Source organism: Arthrobacter cupressi (assembly GCF_900099975.1).
In the GTDB taxonomy this organism is placed as follows: domain Bacteria; phylum Actinomycetota; class Actinomycetes; order Actinomycetales; family Micrococcaceae; genus Arthrobacter; species Arthrobacter cupressi.
The window spans coordinates 58,483-79,023 of sequence record NZ_FNEI01000013.1 but is presented as its reverse complement, the minus strand read 5'-3'; the positions used below and the strand labels follow the sequence as shown (position 1 = coordinate 79,023).

The following is a 20,541-nucleotide window of genomic DNA, read 5'->3' as shown; positions in this document are numbered from 1 at the left end:
ATTGCCCGGTGCCGACGGGAAGGGGTCAGGCCCAGGCCACCACGAGCCGGGCCGCCTGCTCCGGCACTGTGAGATCGATGCCCGTGACCTCCTGGAACCTGGCCATGCGGTTCAGGATCGTGTTGCGGTGGCAGAAAAGCGCCGCCGCCGTGGCGGTCACGTTCCCGGTGGCAAGGATGGAGCGCGCCGTCTCCTCGAGGCGCTCGCGCTCGTTGGGACGGCAGCTTTCCAGGGAGCGGTCGACGGCGGCCCGGAGCGGGAGCCGGGCGTCGTCCAGCAGCCGCCGGGCTACCCGCGGCCACGCTGTCCCGGTGTCGAGGGGACCGTCGTCGCCCTCATGCGCCACCCGGGCAAGCGCCTCGGCTTCGACAGCTGCTTCGCGGACGCCGGCCAGCCCCGGTATCGAGGAGACCAAGCCACACGGGATCCTCGACAGTCCCGGAGGCAGCGGAGATCCGCTGGCCGGAACTTTCCAGAAGCCGTAGACCACGTCGCCGGATTCGTAGACATACACCCTGAACCGCGCCGCCGGAGCCACCCCGAGGGTGCGGAGTACGGCGCCGGCCTCGCCCCTGGCCGCCGCGAGGGAGAGTTCTGCCCCGGGGGCCAGATCGAGCGCTGTCCCGATTCTCTGCAGCGTCTCCGGTCCATGCCCGCCGGGGGCGAAAAGCTGGGCGATGAAGTCCCGCTCCACCACGGCCTCTTCCTGGGCCATGCGCACCCGCTCGTCGAGGTAGCCGTTGCGGGTCTGAGTGGCGTACTGGTCCACCAGGTTCCAGACCTCCTCCACGCGGGAGTTCAGTGCCGCTCCGTCCGCAGGATCCACCAGTGCCAGCAGTTGCGCCCAGATCACGGGGAAGTCCAGGCGGACGGCGGACATCAGCGATTCGGGGGGAATGCCGGCCCGGGCCCGCCGGCCGCCCAGTTCGCGGGCCGCCCCGGCGAGTTCGCCCTCGAGTTCCGTGCCGCCCCGGCGCAACGCCGCCACCAACTGCTCGAAGGTGCGCTCGGCCGTGGCAAGCAGTTCCTCCCTGGTCACCCCGCCGCTCGCGTACTCCGGTATCCCCGACACCTTGTCCACGAAGCCCGCGGCCATCTCCGGCACGTGCGCGGCCAGCCGGACCAGTAGCCCGTCCCAGCCCTCGTCGGGGCTCCACCGTGACGGGCCCAATTTCGAAGAATTGTGCATTTACACATTCTATGCGGTCATTCCCGCGGCGAATCCCTAGAGATTTTGGGTAAACAACCTGCAAGCATGGAGGGAGAACCTGCCTGAGACCCGAATCACAGGCCTTGAACTCCCTGGAGCCCCCAATGAGTATTTCCTCTGCGACCCCGGTCATCGACGAGAAGGTCACCAAACGCGTGGCCCTCGGCGCCCTGGTCGGCACCGCCCTTGAGTGGTACGACTTCTTCCTCTTCACCACCGCCTCGGCGCTGGTCTTCAACATCCAGTTCTTCGCCACCAAGGACCCCATCCTGGCCGGCATCTTCTCCTTCGGCACGCTGGCGGTGGGCTTCGTCGCCCGACCCGTGGGCGGCCTGATCTTCGGCGCGCTCGGCGACAAGGTGGGCCGCAAGAAGATCCTGATGATCACGATTGTCGGCATCGGCGTGGTCACCGGCCTCATCGGCCTGCTGCCCACCTACGCCGCTATCGGCGTCGCCGCCCCGGTCCTGCTGATCCTGCTGCGCATCGTCCAGGGCCTCGCCGTCGGCGGCGAATGGTCCGGCGCCATGATCATCGCAGTGGAAAACGCACCGGTGGAGAAGCGCGGCCGCTACGGCGCCATGCCGCAGCTCGGCTCGCCCATCGGCACCATCCTGTCCTCCGGCGGATTCGCCCTGCTCGCCTTCCTGCTGAGCAAGGACAGCTTCGACGACTGGGGCTGGCGCATCCCGTTCCTGCTGGCCATCCCGCTGCTGCTGGTCTCCCTGTGGATCCGTTCCCGTCTCTCCGAATCGCCCGAGTTCGAGGCCCTCATGGAGGAAGGCGAGACCGAACACGCCCCCATCCGCGGAGTGCTCGGCAGCTCCTGGAAGCAGGTCCTCGTCGGCGCGGCCACGGCCATGCTGGGCGTGGGCGGCTTCTACCTTGTCACCACCTTCGTGGTCTTCTACGGCACCACCGTCCTGAAGCTCGACCGCAACCTCCTGCTTGCCGCCACCCTGATCGCCGCGGTCTTCGAGGTCTTCATCCTGATCGGCGGCGGGCGCATGGCCGAGCGGTTCGGAGCCAGCCGGGTCGTGATCACCGGCGGCCTCCTCTCCGCGATCCTGGCCTTCCCGGTCTTCCTGGCCGTGCAGTCCAAGGATCCCTTCCTGGTGATCTTCGGCGTGACCCTCGGCGTGTGCGCCCTGTCCATCCCCTACGCGGTGTCCGGCGCTGTCCTCACCGGGCTTTTCCCCACCCGCACCCGTTACACAGGCGTGGCCATTTCCTCCAACCTTGCCGGCCTGCTCAGCGGTTTCGTCCCGATGGTCGCCACCGCAACCCTCGCCGCGAGCGGCAACTCCTGGGTCCCCAGTGCCTGGCTGCTGATCGGTATCTCGCTCCTCACCGCCGTGGCCGGCCTGGCCATCCCCTCGCTGAGCATCAAGCAGCAGGGCCTGAAGGCCTGAGCTGCCTGGACCGGACGGCAAGCTGAAGTAACTGGAGAATCCTGTGGACCTGGACCTTGTCCTGCACAACGCGGACATCATCACGATGGACCCGGCCCGGCCGTCGGCGCGCTCCCTCGGTGTGCTGCACGGCCGGGTGGTAGGGCTCGACGGCGACATTGCGGGCCTGGGTGCCCGGCACGCCGTGGACCTCGGCGGACGGACCCTCGTGCCCGGCTTCATCGACGCCCACTGCCACACACCGTGGTTCGGGCTGGGGCTGCTGGAACCGTCCGTGGACGGGTGTTCCACCCTCGCCCAGGTGCTGGAGGTCCTGGCTGCGGCGGCACCCGCCGCAGCAGCCGGCGACGACGGCTGGCTGATTTCCTCCGGCTTCAACCACGACCGCTTCGGCGGGCAGTTCCCCTCCCTGGCCGAACTGGACGCCGCCACCGGTGCCGTGCCGCTGTTCCTGCGCCACAACTCCGGCCACCAGGCGCTGGTGAACACGGCCGCCATGAAACTGGTGGGCCGCTACGAACCGGGTTCCCCGGACCCGGTGGGCGGGCGGATCGTGCGCGACCCGCACGGCCTGCCCACCGGCGTCGTCGAGGAAACCGCGCAGGAAATCTTCCAGCAGGCCTTCCAGCCCCGGCCCCTTTCCCGGCTCCAGCAGGCCGTGGAGGAAGCCACCAGGATCTACGCCTCCCAGGGCATCACCAGCTTCACCGACGCCGGAATCGGTGCCGGCTGGATCGGGCAAAGCCCCGTGGAACTGGCAGCCTTCCAGCGGGCCGCTGCGGCCGGAACCCTCAAGGCCAGGGCGCAGCTGATGCCCGTCCTGGATGCCCTGAAACCGGTCCACGGGCACTCCACGGACGGCCTCGGAACGGGCCTTGACCTGGGGATCCATTCCGGCTTCGGCTCGGACATGCTGTCCCTGGGCCCGGTCAAGGTGTTTCTGGACGGCTCGCTCCTGAGCCGGACCGCCGCCGTCACCGAACCGTACTGCAACCACCCGCACGGTTCCGGTAGTCACGGAACCAGTGGCTACTTCCAGGAAGACCCGGAGCAGTTGCGCGAACGCATCGAGGCCGCATACCGCTCCGGCTGGGCCGTGGCCGCCCACGCCATCGGAGACCGCGCGATCGACCTGGCCCTGGACCTGTTCGAGGAGCTCCAGTCCCGGTACGGCCGCAACGCCCTGCCCAACCGGATCGAGCACGCCTCCGTGGTCCGCCCGGACCAGCTGCCGCGCCTCGCCGAGGCCGGCATCGCCGTGACCCCGCAGTCGAGCTTCTTCGCCGAGGGCGGGGACAACATGGCCGCCTCGCTGGGCGAGGAACGTTCCGCCTGGGCCTACCGGGCGGCGTCGTTCCTCGACGCCGGAACCATGGTGGCCGGCAGCTCCGACCGGCCTGTGGCCGACGGCGACGTGCTCCGCGGCATGCAGGCCTACGTGGACCGGCGCACCGGCTCGGGACGGATCTTCGGGAACCCGGACGAACGGCTCAGCCGTCGCCGGGCCCTCAGCCTCTACACCACCCAGGCGGCGGCAGCTACCGGCGCCTCCACCTCAAAAGGCTCCTTCACCCCCGGAAAGCTGGCCGACGCCGTCGTGCTTTCCGGCAGCCCCCTGGAGGCCTCCGAGCTCACCGACCTCACCGTTGAAGCGACGCTGCTTGGCGGCGTCTCCAGCTACTCACGCATTAAGGAACTGCACTCATGACTACCCGCACCGCCCCCTCCGCCGACGACTTCCTGGCCGACTTCCGCACCATGAGCGGCTTCGGCGCCACCGCCAACGGCGGCGTGGACCGGCAGGCCGCCAGCCAGGCCGACGCCGCGCAGCGCACCTGGTTCCGCTCCATCCTCGAGGCCCGCGGTTTCACGGTCCGCTTCGACAGGATCGGGAACCAGTGGGGCCTGCTGGAGAGGGTGCCGGGAGCCCCGTTCGTGGTGGTCGGTTCGCACATGGACTCCCAGCCGACCGCCGGCAGGTACGACGGCGCATACGGCGTCCTCGCCGCGGCGCACGCCGCGTTCCGGCTCGCCTCCGCCTGGGACAGCAACGAGCGCACCGCGCCGAAGTACAACGTGGCGGTGGTGAACTGGTTCAACGAGGAAGGCAGCCGCTTCAAGCCGTCCATGATGGGATCCTCCGTCTACACCGGCAAGCTCGCGCTCGCCGACGCGCTGGCCGTGACAGACCCGCAGGGCGTCACCGTGGGCGAGGCGCTGGGAGCTCACGGTTTCCTCTCCGACTGGGAGGGCCCGGAGGCCGCGTTCTGCGCGGAGATCCATATCGAACAGGGCCGCTCCATGGAACGCGACGGCGTGACGATCGGCCTGGTCCACTCCAACTGGGCAGCGAACAAGTACGAATTCGTGGTGCACGGGGAGCAGGCGCACACCGGCTCCACCGTGATCGCCGACCGGCACGACGCGCTCCTCGGTGCGTCCCTGCTGGTGGTAGCCGCCCGCGAGATCGCGGACGCCTTCCCCGGCAAGGTCCACACTTCGGTGGGCCAGTTGGACGTCCACCCGAACTCGCCCGTCGTGGTGCCAAGCCGGGTGCAGCTGCTCCTGGACCTGCGCAGCGCCGACGAGGACGCCCTGGCCGAAGCCGACGCCATGCTGCACCGCCGAGTGGCCGAAGCCGAGAAGGCCGCGAGCGTGCAGGTGGAGCGGCGCACATCGCACTCCTGGCCGGTGACCCCGTACCAGCCCGAAGGTGTGGAGCTGGCCGCCAAGGCCGCCGCGGACCTGGGCCTGCCCTACAAGGAAGTGATGACCCTCGCCGGGCACGACTCCACCAACATGAAGGACCTGGTGCCCACGGTGATGCTGTTCGTGCCGAGCGTGGACGGCATCTCCCACAACGAGCACGAGTACACCACGGACGAGGACATCGTGGCGGGCCTGGCCATGCTCACAGAGGTGGTCGGGCGGCTCTGCGACGGGGCTTTGGAGGACTAACGCGTCCCTCGTGTGATCCCGTTCCGTGTTAGAAGGGCGGCGGCTTGGATCCCATAGGAGACCATTCCCCGGGTGGACAGGAATCGGGTGGTTTTCCGGTCCATGCAGTGGTTGCCGGCGGCGTGGGCGGCCTGTCGGTGTAGCTCCGGCCGGTGGGACTGTTCCATTCCAGGTTTCCGTTTCCCGTTTGCCTGGTAGTCCATCGGCTGTGGTGTTTGAGCACGTGGTGACGCCGGCACAGCCCGGCAAGATTCCCGGTTTCGGTGGCGCCGCCCAGGGCTGCGTCGTGGGTGTGGTCCAGATCCAGGTCACGGGCCGGGACGCCGCAACCAGGGAAACGGCACCTGCTATCCCGGGCGGTGAGGAGGCGTTTGAGGTCCTCCCCGGGGCGGTACCGGTCGACGGCAAGCACGGCACCGATGATCGGGTCGGTTAGGACGCGGTTCCACGCGACGGCTCGTCCGGCGAGGATCCTGGCGGTGGCGGGGTCGATCGGGTGGCGCCCATCCAGCTCGGCCGCGATCCAGTCATTCCCGACGGCGTTCTCCCGGGCACGATTGCCCGCAGCTGACGCCCCGTATCCCGAAGTCTGGCCGCTGGTCTTCGAAGTTGGTTCGCCGTGGTCCGGGCCCGCCTCGTTGATCAATGTCAGGACGGGAACGGTGACATCCACCCGGGCGGTGATGGCTGCAAGCAGCCCGTCCGGGGTGTCGTGCCCGGTCGGTGCACCGCACAACAACAGGTCAGCTAAGAGGTCGGCGCGCAGCTGGTCCATGCAACGGTTTTCTCCGGCGCCGGTGCCTGGCTCTGCGGTGGCACCGCTTTCACTGATTCGGCCGGAGGCAGCGTGTTCAACGGCGGCCAGCTCGATGTGCGTCTTAGCCATCTGCGTGAGCCGGTCGTGGATCCCGTAGGCCACCGCCGCGGGCAAGGTCGCGGCGAGTTCCGCCATCCCGTCCGGCAGTGGTATGACCCGGACGCAGCGGCCGGCGACAGCCCGTTCGTGCCGGGCGGCCAAGGGCTCGGCCTGGGCTTTTTCTGCTTCCCGCACCGCCAGGCGCCGCACCCGCCCTGGTGCCTGCTGCTCGGCGCAGCCCACCACTGCAGCCTCGTAACGGCCCCGGCCATCGTCATCCATCAGAGCGATCCCGGCTTCCTGGATCACCCGGGCGTGGGCCAGGCTAATCCGACCATCGGAAAGCGCTTGATACGTTGCTGGGAACCGGGCGGCCAGCTCTACGGCCTGGCTTATCTGCCGCTGCACCGTCCGATCACTCATCCGCGTCGCCGCCGCGATCTCGGCGGCCACCGACCGCTGAGCCAGCTCCCTCGCAGGCACCCGCCACCCGGAACCCGGCCCGCCGCCGTCGTTCTCCATCGCGTCCGCCAACTGCGAGGCCATAACCAGCAGCCCTTCACGCACCGCGTGCAAACGCGACTGCACTTGCTCCAGCGACTCCAGCGAGGACACGAGATCGGCCAGCGCATCGACAGGAAGGACCTGCCTCCCCGCTGCCTGGGCAAACCCCGTGCTGTTCTCCATGCACTAATTCAAGCAAGGGGCTACGACAATTTATCCACGTACAAACAGGGGCGACCAAGTCCAAGGCTCAGGCCCGCCGCACCGCCAGTTCCCCGCCGTCCGGCGCTCCCACCAGCAGCGTTCCGCCGTCCTCCCGGACCGCAACCCCCGCTGAGGCGAGCCGGGCCCGCAAACCGTCCAGGCCGCCGTCGTACTCGAATTCGAGCGGGCCTCCCGCCGGCTGATCGCCCGCGCGTACAGTAAGGATCCCGCCGTTCTTGGTGCTTAAGTCCGGCCCGTCCGGGGTGTCCCGGCGGGGCCGTGCGCCGATGTGGCGCAGTTCCTGCGTGGCCCGTTCGACGGCGGGGGTCAGCCAGATTCCGACGACGGCCAGCGCCGGGTCCGCGTCAGCGCAGACCGCGCCGTGGGCGGCTTTGTCCGCGAGGAAACTGAAGCCGTCCTCCGCCGTGACGCGCACGGCGGTGCCGTGCGCGGTGTCGATGACCTCGGCCCGGGTACCGTCGGCCACGGTGCGGCGGGCGAACTCCGCCGGGTCGCCGATTTCGACGCCGAACACCGTGCTGCCGTCCTCCACCGCGCCCGGCGAAACCTGCTGCAGGGCGAGGCGCCCGGAGCCGGCGTCGAACTCCCGGCGGCCGCCGTCGTCCACGGTCTTGATCATGCCCAGGGCAGCCAGCAGGGGTTCCCAGGCCTCGGGGCGGGACGTGAAAACGATGGGTCGGACTCGCAGCATGGCCACCAGCCTACGCGGCAGCCCGGATGTCGGTGGCCGGGGGCAGAATGGGCACATGGCCGTTGAACTCGAAGAACTGCTGGTCAAGGACGCCGCCGAATGGCGGGCGTGGCTGGAGGCAAACCACAGCACCAGCCCAGGCGTCTGGCTGGTCCTGCACAAGAAGGGCGGCAACGTCACCGAACTCGACTACGACGCCGCCCTGGACGAGGCCCTCTGCTTCGGCTGGATCGACGGGCAGGCGAGGCGGCGCGACGCGGAAAGCATGTTCCAGCGGATGACCCGGCGTGGTCCGCGCAGCCCTTGGTCGGAACGGAACACCGGCCATATCGCCAGGCTGGAAGCCGCGGGGAAGATGCACGCCGCCGGCCGGGCCGCCGTCGAGGCCGCGAAGGCGGACGGCCGCTGGGACAGGGCGTATTCCGGCCAGGCGTCCGCGGAGGTGCCCGATGACCTCGCCGCGGCGATCGCGGCGGTTCCGGAAGCGCAGGCAATGTTCGACGTGCTCTCCGGCACAAACCGCTTCGCCCTGATCTACCGGACCGCGTCCGTCAAACGGCCGGAAACCCGGGCCCGGAAGATCTCCGGGTTCGTGGAGATGCTGGCCCGGCACGAGACGCCGTACCCGCAGAAGAAGATGCCGGAGACGCCGCGCGGCTAGTTTGCCAGGCTGGCGGCCGCCTCCAGCGCCATCCACGCCTGCAGTTGGGTCGACAGCTCGACGGCGGAGCCCGGCGGGTAGGTCTTGTCTGCCGGTCGCAGGGGGTCGCTGGAGAAGGTGAGCGGCTCTGTTTCGGCGCGGCCCGCCCAGAAGGCGTCCGCCGTATCCAGCACCATCTGCCGTGCCTGCTGCCGGCCGCTTTCCGGCAGGCGGTTGTCGGCTGCGGCGAGTGCCAGGTAACGGAGCAGGATCCCGGTGAACAGTCCGCCGTCGCCGTCACCGTGGCACTTCACAACGTTGGTTCCGTTCAGGGTCAGGGCCCGGGCGACGGCTTCGATGAGCGCGGAGGCCCTTTGCATGTTCTCCTCGCCGCCGAGTTCCAGCAATGCGCCGAGCACGGGCCCTTGGTTGTAGGTGTAAATGTCGGCCACCAGCACGGTCCCGGTGCCCTGGATCCGCAGGCCGTCCTGGTACAGGCCGCGCTCCGGGTCGAACAGCCTGGCGTTAAGCCAGTCCAGGAGGCGCTGTGCACTCTCACGGCGGCCCGTGCGGGCGTAGTACAGGGCAACCGGCGCGGTGGCCGGGGTGTTCTTGAAGTCGCGCGCGATGTTCCAGAAGGTGCCGCCGCCAAGGTCCTCCGTGGAGGCCGAATCGAACTGCAGCGTGAGGCTTTCGCGGACCCTCGCGTTGCGCCTTCGTCCCGAGCCGCGGCCCGTGTGGCGGCTCTGCTCGGCGAGGTCCTCCAGCCGCAGGGTGGCCAGGGCCAGCCAGGCCATGTCGTCGTAATAACTGTTGACGAAGCGCAGGAAGTTCCGCAGCCGGACGGTGGTGACCAGCCGCGATGCCAGCCGCCCGGCACTCGGGCGGGAGGCGCCGTCGAACTTCACGCCCGCGGCGAGTTCGCGGCGGCCGGTGTCCACCAGGCAGTCCACGTAGTGCGCTTGCCACCAATAGTTCCACGGTTCCAGGAGGGCCCGGAGCGGGTTTTGCGGCCGGACGGACGCGCCGAGGTGCGTTCCGGGGAGGAAGAGGAGCCGCTTGCCGAACGCCCGGGTGACGGAACGGGCGGCGGTGTCGGCGCGGGCTACCAGGTCCTGGGTGTCTTCGGTGGGCATGGTCAAAGGGTAGTCATCCGGCCTGCAAAACGCTGCGCAATCCATGTGATTCAGTTAACATGCATTAACGCAATGGCTGGCATCAAGGAGGATGGATGGACATCAGGGGAGCGGTGGCACTGGTCACCGGCGGGGCGTCAGGTTTGGGGGCCGCAACGGCCAGGAGACTGTTCGACGCCGGAGCTTCCGTGGTGTTGATCGACCTTCGGTCCTCTGCCGGCGAGGCTTTTGCCGCGGAGCTGAACGCTTCCGGCTCCGCTTCCGCGTCCAATCCAAAGGCTGTCTTCGTCCCCGCGGACGTTACCGACGAAGCGCAGGTGCAGGCCGCCGTCGACGCCGCCGCGAATCTCGGCCCGCTGCGCATCGTGGTGAACTGCGCCGGCGTCGCGACCCCTGGCAAGGTGCTGGGCCGCGACGGCGTGCTGCCGCTGGAAAGCTTCAACAAAGTCATCCAGGTCAACCTCGTGGGCACCTTCAACGTCATCCGGCTGGCCGCGGCAGCGATGGCCGCCACCGAGCCCGTGACCACCGAACTCGGCGGCCCGGAGCGCGGCGTCATCATCAACACGGCGTCGGTGGCCGCATTCGACGGCCAGATCGGCCAGCCCGCCTACGCCGCGTCCAAGGGTGCCGTAGCCGCGATGACCCTCCCCGTGGCCCGCGAGCTCGCGCGGTCCCTGATCCGGGTCATGGCCATCGCTCCGGGCATCTTCGAAACCCCCATGCTCGCCGGGCTGCCGCAGGACGCCCAGAACTCCCTGGGCCAGCAGGTCCCGCACCCCGCCCGGCTCGGCCGCCCCGCCGAATACGCCAGCCTGGTGGCGCACATCGTGGAGAACGCCATGCTCAACGGCGAAACCATCCGCCTGGACGGTGCGATCCGGATGGCGCCGAAATGAGCCCGGCCGGCAACGCGGCGGAAGACCTCGCCGGGGAACTGCCCACGGCGGACTTCTTCGACTTCGAATCCCTGCTCAGCGTCCAGGAGCAGCGCAAACTCCAGGAGGTGCGCGAGTTCCTGGCCAACGAGGTGGCCCCGTACGCCAAGGACTGGTGGGACAAGGCCGAGTTCCCATTGCACATCCTGCCCAAGCTTGGCGGGCTGCGGCTCAGCACCCCCACCCACCGCGGCTACAGCAACCTCTTTGCCGGTTTGGTCATCGCGGAAATGACCCGGGTGGACACCTCCATCGCCACCTTCTTCATGGTCCACCACGACCTTTTCGTGGAGTCCCTCTACGAGTTCGGCTCCAAGGATCAGCAGGACCGCTATCTCGACGACGCCTCCAACCTGCGCGCCACCGGCGCTTTCGCGCTAACCGAGCCGGAGCACGGATCCGATGTGGCCGGCGGCCTGCAAACCACCGCGCGGCGGGTTTTGGGCGACCCTTCCGGGAGCCCCGACGACGGCGGCGAGCACTGGGTGCTCAACGGCGCCAAGCGCTGGATCGGGAACGGGACGTTCTGCGACCACATGCTGGTCTGGGCCCTTGACGAGGCCGAACTCGAAGCCGGCCGCAAGGTGATCCGGGCCTTCATTGTGGATGGCAACCTGCCCGGGGTGGCGCGCAGCAAGATCGAGAACAAGATCGCCCTGCGCACGGTGCAGAACGCCAACATCACCTTCACGGACGTGCGGATCGCCGAGGCCGACCGCTTCGCCGGGATCAACAGCTTCGAGGACACCAACTATTTGTTGCGCGGATCCCGGCTCATGGTGGCCTGGCAGGCCGTGGGGCAGCAGTTGGCGGCGTTCGACGTCGCGCGGCAGTACGCGCTGGAACGCCTGCAGTTCGGCAGGCCGCTGGCGAAGTTCCAGCTGATCCAGCAGCAGTTGGTGGACATGCTCGGCAACGCGGTGGCCAGCATGGGCATGATGGCCCGGATCGCGCAGCTCCAGGAGGACGCCTACGTTGACGCGAAGGGGGAGCGGCACGGCGGGGCGAGCATGGCCCAGGTGGCGCTGGCCAAGTCCTACTGCAGTGCCCGGATGCGTGAGACCGTGGCCATGGGCCGGTCCATCCTGGGCGGAAACGGGATTGTCACGGACTACCGCATGGCCAAGATCTTCGCCGACGCCGAGGCCATCTACACCTACGAAGGCTCCTTCGAGATCAACTCGCTGATCGTGGGCCGGAACGTCACCGGGGTATCGGCGATCGTGTAATACTGCCGGCCTCAGGCGTGCCGCGGCGCGAATGTCTCCACAACGGCCACCACGCCGAAGGTCCCCAGCACGGTGCCGGTGACCCGGTCGATCCAGCGGCGGAATGATGCGCCCTGCAGCCACTTCCGGAAGAACTGGGCCGCCGAGATGATGGCCACGAACCACACCACGGCCTCCACGTTGCTCACCACGGAAAGCAGCAGGCCCATCCACACGGCGGGCACCTCGGGCACGAGGAACTGCGGGATGACCGCGATGCAGAACATGCCGTACTTCGGGTTGAGCAGGTTGGACACGAAGCCCTTCAGCCAGGTGCGGCGCAGCGGCTCGATGTTCAAGTGGGGAGAGTAGCTCAGGTGAGGGAGGGCGCCCGGCGGGAGGTCGGCGTCGGACTTCTTCAGGGAGGCGCGCCAAAGTCCGATCCCCAGCCACAGCATGTACGCGGCGCCACCCAGGCGCAGCACGTCGTAGGCCACGGTGGAGACGGTGAGCAGGGCCGAAACCCCGGTGGCCGCTGCAGCACCCCAGACGAAGGCGCCGGCGATCATCCCGAAAGCCGCCATGTAAGCGTGGCGGCGGCCCTGGGCGATCGAATACCGCAGCACCAGCGCGGTGTCCGTGCCCGGAATGATGGTGATGAGGGCAGCCAGCGCCGCGTAGCCGAGAAGGGATTCCTGAAGGGTCACCCTCCAAGGATAAGTGGGGTCAGATGATGCGTCCCTTCGGCAGCTTTTCGCCAGCTTCCACGGCCACGTCGATCGAGTTCCCGGACACCGGCATGGGGCAGGTTCCGTACGGCGTGAAGGCGCTGGGGTAGTTGATGGCACGGTTGAAATCGACCACCACGGAACCGTCCGGGCGGGGGCGCGGCACGAAGACCTTCCGCCATTCGTCCGTGGTGTTGCCGTTCGTCTCGTCGTGGAAGGTCACGTTGAGGGCGCCAAGCTTCTCCTCCTCGGCGTGCAGGCGGACCTCGTGTTCGCGGCCCGGGACATGGAAAACCACCTCGCCCACCGAACGGTGCACGCCGTCCACCAGGGGGTTCGCCGTGCTGATCGGCACATCCACAGGTTCCGGGTAGGCCTCGTAGCGGCCCGTAATGACCCAGTCCGGGTTGTAGTCGAAGGTGGGGACGCCGTCGAACTCGGTCAATACCGGGGAGCCGTTGTCCCGGGTGCGGATGGCGTACTTGTCCGCGCGCATGGCCAGTTCCACCACCACCTGCGTGCCGTCCGCCCCGCCGAACTGCACCCACATCAGGGATTCCTCGTCCTGGAGGACTGCCGTGATGGTGCCGTCCACCGGTTCACCGGTCTCCACGAGCGTGAGCCCGTCCGCGGCGCTTGCGGTGAGGGACGCCGTCGTGCCGTTTGTTGACCAGAGTCCCGGGACGAGTTCGACGGCGGACGGCTCGGACTCGAGCCACTGGAAGGACGTGAGGGTCAGCCAGCCGTGCGGGGTCGCGAGGGCGGTGTTGCGGCTGCCGCGGAACCGCTGCCACCGTTCGATCTGGGCGTCGGTGGCGGGTGCTGCTGCGGTCATGGTTCCTCCGGTCTGCTGGGGCTGGCTGCTGCCTACAACCCTGCACCGGCCGGCGGCATTCCCGAAAACGGCACCCCGGCGTACGCTCGGAGCATGGGGATCGATGTGCTGGTGACCGTGCTGATCTGCGTGGGAGTGGTGTTCGCGGCCATTTGGTCCGGGACCCGGATGGTTTCGCGCGGCGGCCTGGCCAAGGGAGCCACAGGCACCTTCGGGAGTGTGCTGGGCATGATCGATCCGGCTACCGGTGCGCCCACCAAAGTGGAAGCGGCGGCTGCCCGGGAGGAAATGAAACAGCAACGCCACCAGGTGTACTCGGAAGGTCCGGGCGGGCACGGTGTGGAGCTCATCGGCGGTAAGGTGACGCTGCCGGAACCCAATAGCAAGCGGCCTTAGTAAGAAACATTGCGGCAGGCCGCGGGCCCTGCGGGTAGGATCTTAAACCAGTAATCCGGCTCACAGTATCCAGCGCAGTGTACGGGCCACCACCATGTCCAAAGGGTACTTTTTCTTATGGTTGACACTGCACATTCCAGCGCCGATCTTGCCGCGGAGCTCCGCGCGGACGTCCGACGGGTTTCCACGCTCCTGGGCGAATCGCTGGTCCGCCAGCACGGTCCGGAGCTGCTGAAGCTCGTGGAGCAGGTCCGCCTGCTCACCAAGGAATCCAAGGAAGCCGCCCGCGGCGGTGCCGACGCCACCGGCCCCTGGAGCGCGCACGACGTCGTCGCCCAGGTCCGCGAACTGCTCGCCTCCCTGCCGCTGGACGAAGCCACCGAACTGGTCCGCGCCTTCGCCTTCTACTTCCACCTGGCCAACGCCGCCGAGCAGGTCCACCGTGTCCGCGGGCTGCGCACCCGCCAGGAAAAGGACGGCTGGCTGGCCCAGGCCGTGGCGCAAATCGCCGGCGAGGCCGGCCCCGGCGTGCTGCAGGACGTCGTCAACGGCCTGGACGTCCGGCCGATCTTCACGGCCCACCCCACCGAGGCCTCGCGCCGCTCCGTTCTGGACAAGATCCGCAAGCTCTCGGATGTGCTCGCCGAGCCCACCGCGGAAGGCACCTCGGCCCGCCGCCGGCAGGACCGCCAGCTCTCCGAAATCATCGACCAGATGTGGCAGACCGACGAGCTGCGCCAGGTCCGGCCCACGCCGGTGGACGAGGCCCGCAACGCGATCTACTACCTCAACAGCATCCTCGGCGACGCCATGCCGGAAATGCTTACGGACCTCTCCGAACTGCTCGGCGAACACGGCGTCACGCTGCCCGCACAGGGTGCCCCGCTGCGCTTCGGTTCCTGGATCGGCGGCGACCGCGACGGCAACCCGAACGTCACCGCCGCCGTCACCCGCGAGATCCTGCAGCTGCAAAACCAGCACGCCGTCCGCCTTAGCATTTCCCTGGTGGACGAGCTGATCTCTGTGCTGTCCAACTCCACCGCACTGGTGGGCGCCGAGCAGGAACTGCTGGACTCGATCGCCGTCGACCTCAAGAAGCTTCCCGGCCTGGATAAGCGCATCCTGGAACTCAACGCCCAGGAGCCGTACCGCCTCAAGCTGACCTGCATCAAGGCCAAGCTGATCAACACTGGCCGCCGCGTGGCCGCCGGCAGCTACCACGAGCCCGGCCGGGACTACGCCACCACCGCGGAGCTCCTCGGCGAACTCGAGCTGCTGGAAACTTCCCTGCGGAAGCACTCGGCCTCGCTCGTGGCCGACGGTGCCCTGGCCCGCGCCCGCCGCACGCTCGCTTCCTTCGGCCTGCACCTGGCCACCCTGGACATCCGTGAGCACGCCGACCACCATCACGACGCCGTCGGGCAGCTTATCGACCGGCTCGGCACCGAGGGACCGTACGCGGAGCTCAGCCGGGAGGAGCGCTTCAAGCGCCTGAGCATCGAGCTGGCGTCCCGCCGTCCGCTGTCCGGCCACCCGATCAGGCTCGACGGCGCCGCGGACGGCACGTACGACGTCTTCCGCAGCATCCGCCAGGCTTTGCAGACCTACGGTCCGGACGTCGTCGAAACTTACATCATCTCCATGACCCGCGGCGCCGACGACGTGCTCGCCGCCGCGGTGCTGGCCCGCGAAGCAGGGCTGGTGGACCTCTTCGGCGCAGCCCCGCACGCCAAGATCGGTTTCGCGCCGCTGCTGGAAACCGTGGAGGAACTGCGGGCCTCGGCCGAAATCGTGGACGAGCTGCTCTCCGACCCGTCCTACCGCGAGCTGGTCCGCCTGCGCGGGGACGTGCAGGAAATCATGCTCGGCTACTCGGACTCCAACAAGGAATCCGGCGTGATCACCAGCCAGTGGGAGATCCACAAGACCCAGCGCAAGCTGCGCGACGTCGCCGCCAAGCACGGCGTGAGCGTCCGCCTCTTCCACGGCCGCGGCGGCTCCGTGGGCCGCGGCGGCGGACCCACCTACGACGCCATCATGGCCCAGCCCAACGGCGTCCTCGAAGGCGCCATCAAGTTCACCGAACAGGGCGAGGTCATCTCGGACAAGTACTCCCTGCCCGAGCTGGCCCGGGAGAACCTGGAACTGTCGCTGGCAGCCGTCATGCAGGGCTCCGCGCTGCACCGCACCCCGCGCACCTCCGACGACCAGCGCGAACGCTACGGCGAGGTCATGGAGACCATCTCCGACGCCGCCTTCGAACGCTACCGCTCCCTGATCGACGACCCCGAACTGCCCGCCTACTTCCTGGCCTCGACGCCGGTGGAGCAGCTCGGCTCCCTGAACATCGGCTCACGCCCCTCCAAGCGCCCCGACTCCGGCGCCGGGCTGGGCGGCCTGCGCGCCATCCCGTGGGTGTTCGGCTGGACCCAGTCCCGCCAGATCGTGCCGGGCTGGTTCGGCGTGGGATCCGGCCTGAAGGCCGCCCGCGACGCCGGACGCAGCGACGAACTCGCCGAGATGATGGACCGCTGGCACTTCTTCCGCTCCGTCATCTCCAACGTCGAAATGACCCTGGCGAAGACGGACATGGACATCGCCGGCCACTACGTCTCCTCCCTGGTCCCGGCCGAGCTGCACCACCTGTTCAAGGCCATCCGGGCGGAGTACGAGCTCACCGTGGCCGAGGTGGAGCGCCTCACCGGCGAGTCCGAGCTGCTCGAAGCCCAGCCGACGCTCAAGCGCTCCCTGGAAATCCGCGACCAGTACCTCGACCCCATCAGCTACCTGCAGGTGGAGTTGTTGCGCCGCGTCCGCGAAGCCTCCATCTCCGGCGCCGAGATCGACGAACGCCTGCAGCGCGCCATGCTCATCACCGTGAACGGCGTGGCTGCCGGCCTGCGGAACACGGGGTAACCGCTCTCAAGCGCGAACGTACAGTTGGGGCCCTCTTTTCCGCGTTTTCTGGGCCCCAACTGTACGTTCGCGCTCATGCAGCGGTGGCTATTAGGGTTGAACGGTGCCGTCTTTCCAAGCCAAGTTGAAGATCACCGGGCTTCGGCCTGGGAATGCTCCCGAGTCCGTCATGGCCGCTGCCAAAGAGGCGCTTGGAACGCGGCACCATGTGGAATCGGACCAGCTGGGCATCGTGGGCGGGGTCCCGCAGATCGTGCTGCGTTTCCTCGTGGAGGCGCGCGACTACCAAGGCGAGAACAGCGAAGCCCGGCTCTCGGCCGAGATGATGCGCGACGCCGTCGAACGCGTTGCGCTGACCGGTTCCCTGTCCGTGCTGCGTCGCAGCCGCGGCAAGTGGGCGCCCGTCTGAGGTCGGATAGGATCTCAAGAATGCCCGTTCTTGATCCATCCCTCCCGCTCGACACCCTCCCGCAGATGCTCCTCGATGTGGGCGCGATCGAGCGCAACATCGCCATCAAGGAGGCTTGGACCCGCCGCCACGGCATGGTCCTCGCACCGCACATCAAAACCACGATGACCGGGGAGATCGTGCGGCGGCAGCTGCCCGGGTGCTGGGGCGTTACCGTCGCCACGACAGCCCAGGCCGCGAAGGCCGTGGAGTGGGGCGCCACCCGGATCCTGATCGTCAACGAGGTGCTGTTCCGCGGGCACCTTGAGCAGTTGCGTTCCATGCTCGAAGGATCCCCGGAGCTGGAGATCTACGCGCTGGCGGACTCGGCGGCGGGGGTTGCCGCCGCGGCGGAGGTGTTCCGTAAAGCTGACCGGCCCCTGAAAGTGCTGATCGACGTCGGCATCACCGGCGGGCGCACCGGTATCCGTGCGGCGGAGGAGGCCGGGCCGCTGGCGGCGCTGGTGTCGGAAGCCGGCGGCCTGCTGCTGGCCGGTGTCAGCGCCTACGAGGGCGTGGCCCCGAACGCGCGCACCGAGGAGAACCTGGCCGCCGTCGACTCCCACTGCCGCCTGGCCCGCGATATCTTCGAGTCGCTTGAATTCGAGGTGGAGCAGCCGGTCTTCACCGTGGGCGGGTCCGCGTTCCAGGACCGTGCCGCGATGTTCCTGCCGCAGGGCGCGGTGAACGTGTTGCGCTCGGGCTGCTACGTGGTGCACGACCACGGCACCTACGCGGGCGTGTCCCCGGTGCCTGGCCTTGAGGCGGCCGCCGTGGTCCGGGCGCTCGTGGTGTCCGCTCCGGAGCCGGGCCGTGTGATTCTGAACGCCGGCAAGCGCGAACTGGCGTACGACGCCGGGCTGCCGGTGATCGTGGCGCATTACCGCGGCGGGGAGCTGCTTTCCGGCGGGGAGCGTTCGGCGGCGATCCTCACCAAACTGTTCGACCACCACGCGATCGTGGACGGCGCCGACGGTTTCGCGGTGGGCGATGTAGTGGACCTCGGCATCTCCCACCCCTGCTCGGTGTTCGACCGCTGGCGCGAGGTGATCGCGGTGGCGGCGGACGGCGCCGAGGTCTGGAAACCGGCGTTCTAGGGTTCCGGAGGAATATCCAGCGGCTCGTCCACGGGGGAACGGTTGCCGCGCCTGCGGGTAACGATGACGCCCACCACGATGCCGATCACCAGCCCCGCGCCGACCCCAATCAGCGAGCTTGCCCAGAACGGCAATTTCGTGGTGGATCCGGCGAAGTAACCCAGCCCGGTCTGCCAGACTGCCCAGAGCATCCCGCCGAGGGCGGCGCACAGGCTGAACCCGCGGGCGGAGACGTCGGCAATCCCGGCCGCGGCCGACGTCGCGAGCCGACCTCCCGGGATGAAACGGGCGCCGATGATCGCGCCATAGGTGGAGGAACGGCCGGCCTTGGCGATGGCCTCATGGATGCCGCGGTGGACCCGGCGCCCCCATCTCCAGCGGTCCAACACGTGGCTGAGGCGGCGCTTGAACAGTTGGAAGACCACGATGTCGCCCAGCCACGAGGCACTCGCCGCCACCAGGCCGACCAGCCAGGGGTTGACGGTTCCTTCGGCGGCCAGCGCGCCTCCCGTGATGACCGCCATTTCGGAGGGAACGGGCGGGAACACGGCGTCGCCCAGCACCATGGGGATGATCCAGAGATAGATCGCGGCTCCCCAGCCCTCGGCCGTGCTCATGTCCATGCGCACAAATTACCGCACTTCCGGGTCGCCGGGCCTGCGCGAACTGGCAGCAGATGACCCCAAATCCGCAAGTATTGGTCATCTGCTGCCAGTTCGCTTCGGGGCATGCGGTGCAAGACTGGGAACATGCGCATTGAACTTGTACAAGGCGACATCACCACGCGCGCCGTCGACGTAATCGTCAACGCCGCCAACTCTTCATTGCTCGGCGGCGGGGGAGTGGACGGAGCCATCCACCGGGCGGCCGGGCCGGAGCTCCTGGCGGCCTGCAGGGAACTGCGCCGCACGGACTTGCCGGACGGGCTGCCGGTGGGTGCCGCCGTCGCGACCCCGGGCTTCCGGCTCCCCGCCCGCTGGGTCATCCACACAGTGGGCCCGAACCGGCACGCCGGGCAGACGGATCCCGCTCTGCTCGCCTCCTGTTTCCGGGAGAGCCTGGAGCTCGCCGAATCCCTGGGCGCGCAGTCCGTGGCGTTCCCCGCGGTGAGTGCCGGCGTGTACGGCTGGGATGCGCGTGAGGTCGCAGAAACAGCGTTCGACGCCGTGACCACCTTCGCTGCCTCATTTGAGGAGAGCGGGGAGGACACCGCCGTGGACCTCGTGGAGTTCGTGCTGTTCAGTTCGGAGATGGTGGATGTTTTCCGGCAGGTGCGGGAAGGCGGCCCTGTGTGGGGCTAGACCTGGTTGTCCTCGCCCGACGGGCCGCTGGCTGACTGCCTGCCGCACGCCTTAACCCGCCTGCGGCGCCGCGCTTCCGGCCGTCGTCGTGGCCTGGGCGTGGCTCAGAAGCCGGCCCGCCCGGAAATACCAGTAAGGCCACAGCACCCAGCCGGTGGCGCCGAGGGCAACGCCGATTCCGGTGACCGTCCAGCGGAGCGCGTCCGGGCCGGGCAACACGTATCCCAATCCCGTGAGCGGCAGGCCGAGCAACAGGGCAGCACCGATGAACTTGCCCAGGCGGCCGAAACTCCGCGGGAAGTTCCGGCGCTTCAGGAGTTGCCGGTGGGCCAGGAAGAACCACAACGCCTGCACGGTCATGGCCGAGACCGAGGCGATGGTGGAGGGCACGAATTCGAGCACCCGGAAGACCAGCAGGAAGGAACTGGCCGAACCCGCCACGCTCGCGGCGACGACCACCCACTTCAAGGTGTCGTTGCCGCTTCCGGCCGGCAGCCTGCGATGGACCTGCAGGATCACCGGGATGACGAGGAGGTTGAAGGCGCCGCCGATCGCGTCGTTGGTGGTGCCGAAAATGTATGGCCCGCCCTTGGGAACTTCGATCGCGTACATGGCGGCCAGGGTCGCGACCCCCGCCACTCCGGCCGCAGCCGCGGTGTACGCGAACGCGGACGCGGTCCGGTCGCCGGGAAGTTCGGGGAGTTGGGCGCTGCTGTGGTCCTGCATGGATCCTCCTGGAATCCAGTGCGGCGCTGGCCGCAAACGATGGACGGACCCCAGCAGTCCCATGGTATTCCTGCGTGTGGGGGATGGGCAGGGGATTATCGGTGGAAGGCGATATGGCGATGTCCCTGACGGCGGTCGCGACGTTCCTTCCCGGTTGCATCCCGAACCCGGGGCAAGGCGCGGGGCAGTTTCCGCGGAATTCCGGGGTTTCGGCTTACGTGAGACGGAAGCAAGTGGGGAGGAGCGTCGGCTCGCGGTCCTCGGAGCCTCCACAACAACCAGCGTGGCCATCCGGGACCGATATCAGCGCGGCCAC

19 protein-coding genes are annotated in these 20,541 nt (G+C 68.5%); 11 read left to right on the top strand and 8 right to left on the bottom strand.

What is annotated here, in order from left to right:
• Positions 1 to 25 precede the first annotated feature (25 nt).
• Complete coding sequence (locus BLP88_RS14635; RefSeq protein ID WP_074590347.1) at positions 26 to 1,189, bottom strand: helix-turn-helix domain-containing protein; 1,164 nt, start codon at positions 1,187 to 1,189, stop codon at positions 26 to 28.
• 125 nt (positions 1,190 to 1,314) lie between these two features.
• Here BLP88_RS14635 and BLP88_RS14630 point away from each other — a divergent pair, with 125 nt between their 5' ends.
• Genes BLP88_RS14630 through BLP88_RS14620 form a run of 3 tightly spaced genes read left to right on the top strand, consistent with a single transcriptional unit; the run spans position 1,315 to position 5,580 of the window.
• Complete coding sequence (locus BLP88_RS14630; RefSeq protein ID WP_074590346.1) at positions 1,315 to 2,622, top strand: MFS transporter; 1,308 nt, start codon at positions 1,315 to 1,317, stop codon at positions 2,620 to 2,622.
• 43 nt (positions 2,623 to 2,665) lie between these two features.
• Entirely contained in the window at positions 2,666 to 4,330 is a 1,665-nt protein-coding gene (locus tag BLP88_RS14625) for an amidohydrolase (protein WP_074590344.1), read from the top strand.
• Positions 4,327 to 5,580 carry a M20 family metallo-hydrolase gene (locus tag BLP88_RS14620; protein WP_074590343.1) on the top strand — a complete coding sequence of 418 codons (1,254 nt, stop codon included), beginning with the start codon at positions 4,327 to 4,329 and terminating at the stop codon, positions 5,578 to 5,580. The genes BLP88_RS14625 and BLP88_RS14620 overlap by 4 nt, the downstream gene beginning before the upstream one ends.
• A 28-nt stretch (positions 5,581 to 5,608) precedes the next feature.
• Here the strand turns inward: BLP88_RS14620 and BLP88_RS14615 are convergent, their stop codons facing one another.
• Complete coding sequence (locus BLP88_RS14615; RefSeq protein ID WP_074590341.1) at positions 5,609 to 7,123, bottom strand: HNH endonuclease signature motif containing protein; 1,515 nt, start codon at positions 7,121 to 7,123, stop codon at positions 5,609 to 5,611.
• 67 nt (positions 7,124 to 7,190) lie between these two features.
• The gene (locus BLP88_RS14610; protein ID WP_074590339.1) at positions 7,191 to 7,856 is read right to left on the bottom strand and encodes a hypothetical protein; all 666 of its coding nucleotides are present in this window, start codon (positions 7,854 to 7,856) and stop codon (positions 7,191 to 7,193) included.
• 55 nt (positions 7,857 to 7,911) lie between these two features.
• Here BLP88_RS14610 and BLP88_RS14605 point away from each other — a divergent pair, with 55 nt between their 5' ends.
• Positions 7,912 to 8,517 (top strand): YdeI/OmpD-associated family protein, encoded by a 606-nt coding sequence (locus BLP88_RS14605; RefSeq protein WP_074590338.1) that lies wholly within the window; start codon positions 7,912 to 7,914, stop codon positions 8,515 to 8,517.
• On the opposite strand, the gene BLP88_RS14600 is transcribed toward BLP88_RS14605, so the two are convergent.
• A complete protein-coding gene (locus BLP88_RS14600; RefSeq protein ID WP_074590412.1) occupies positions 8,514 to 9,632 on the bottom strand; it encodes a glycoside hydrolase family 76 protein in 1,119 nt (372 codons plus the stop codon). The genes BLP88_RS14605 and BLP88_RS14600 overlap by 4 nt on opposite strands.
• A gap of 95 nt (positions 9,633 to 9,727) precedes the next feature.
• On the opposite strand from BLP88_RS14600, the gene BLP88_RS14595 reads away from it, so the two are divergent.
• Together BLP88_RS14595 and BLP88_RS14590 are read left to right on the top strand one after the other, a co-directional pair.
• Positions 9,728 to 10,531, top strand: coding sequence for an SDR family NAD(P)-dependent oxidoreductase (locus BLP88_RS14595; RefSeq protein ID WP_074590336.1), 804 nt, complete (start codon positions 9,728 to 9,730; stop codon positions 10,529 to 10,531).
• Positions 10,528 to 11,799, top strand: coding sequence for an acyl-CoA dehydrogenase family protein (locus tag BLP88_RS14590; RefSeq protein WP_074590334.1), 1,272 nt, complete (start codon positions 10,528 to 10,530; stop codon positions 11,797 to 11,799). The genes BLP88_RS14595 and BLP88_RS14590 overlap by 4 nt, the downstream gene beginning before the upstream one ends.
• An 11-nt stretch (positions 11,800 to 11,810) precedes the next feature.
• On the opposite strand, the gene BLP88_RS14585 is transcribed toward BLP88_RS14590, so the two are convergent.
• On the bottom strand, positions 11,811 to 12,485 hold the full coding sequence (locus BLP88_RS14585) for a LysE family translocator (RefSeq protein ID WP_074590332.1): 675 nt from the start codon (positions 12,483 to 12,485) through the stop codon (positions 11,811 to 11,813).
• A 19-nt stretch (positions 12,486 to 12,504) separates the two neighbouring features.
• Positions 12,505 to 13,341: a DUF1684 domain-containing protein gene (locus BLP88_RS14580; RefSeq protein ID WP_074590330.1), complete on the bottom strand. Its 837-nt coding sequence runs from the start codon at positions 13,339 to 13,341 to the stop codon at positions 12,505 to 12,507.
• Between the two features lie 93 nt (positions 13,342 to 13,434).
• Here BLP88_RS14580 and BLP88_RS14575 point away from each other — a divergent pair, with 93 nt between their 5' ends.
• The 4 genes from BLP88_RS14575 to BLP88_RS14560 all read left to right on the top strand — a co-directional run bounded on the left by BLP88_RS14575 (position 13,435) and on the right by BLP88_RS14560 (position 18,198).
• On the top strand, positions 13,435 to 13,737 hold the full coding sequence (locus BLP88_RS14575) for a hypothetical protein (RefSeq protein WP_074590328.1): 303 nt from the start codon (positions 13,435 to 13,437) through the stop codon (positions 13,735 to 13,737).
• A 117-nt stretch (positions 13,738 to 13,854) separates the two neighbouring features.
• The gene (gene ppc, locus BLP88_RS14570) at positions 13,855 to 16,653 is read left to right on the top strand and encodes a phosphoenolpyruvate carboxylase (RefSeq protein WP_074590326.1); all 2,799 of its coding nucleotides are present in this window, start codon (positions 13,855 to 13,857) and stop codon (positions 16,651 to 16,653) included.
• Positions 16,654 to 16,756: 103 nt separating this feature from the next.
• Positions 16,757 to 17,062: a hypothetical protein gene (locus BLP88_RS14565; protein ID WP_074590325.1), complete on the top strand. Its 306-nt coding sequence runs from the start codon at positions 16,757 to 16,759 to the stop codon at positions 17,060 to 17,062.
• A 20-nt stretch (positions 17,063 to 17,082) separates the two neighbouring features.
• A complete protein-coding gene (locus BLP88_RS14560; protein WP_074590323.1) occupies positions 17,083 to 18,198 on the top strand; it encodes an alanine racemase in 1,116 nt (371 codons plus the stop codon).
• Here the strand turns inward: BLP88_RS14560 and BLP88_RS14555 are convergent.
• Entirely contained in the window at positions 18,195 to 18,821 is a 627-nt protein-coding gene (locus BLP88_RS14555) for a DedA family protein (RefSeq protein ID WP_074590321.1), read from the bottom strand. The genes BLP88_RS14560 and BLP88_RS14555 overlap by 4 nt on opposite strands.
• A 126-nt stretch (positions 18,822 to 18,947) precedes the next feature.
• Between BLP88_RS14555 and BLP88_RS14550 the strand changes: the two genes are divergently transcribed.
• Complete coding sequence (locus tag BLP88_RS14550; protein ID WP_074590319.1) at positions 18,948 to 19,499, top strand: O-acetyl-ADP-ribose deacetylase; 552 nt, start codon at positions 18,948 to 18,950, stop codon at positions 19,497 to 19,499.
• 51 nt (positions 19,500 to 19,550) lie between these two features.
• On the opposite strand, the gene BLP88_RS14545 is transcribed toward BLP88_RS14550, so the two are convergent.
• Positions 19,551 to 20,225 (bottom strand): hypothetical protein, encoded by a 675-nt coding sequence (locus BLP88_RS14545; RefSeq protein ID WP_074590317.1) that lies wholly within the window; start codon positions 20,223 to 20,225, stop codon positions 19,551 to 19,553.
• Positions 20,226 to 20,541: the final 316 nt, after the last annotated feature.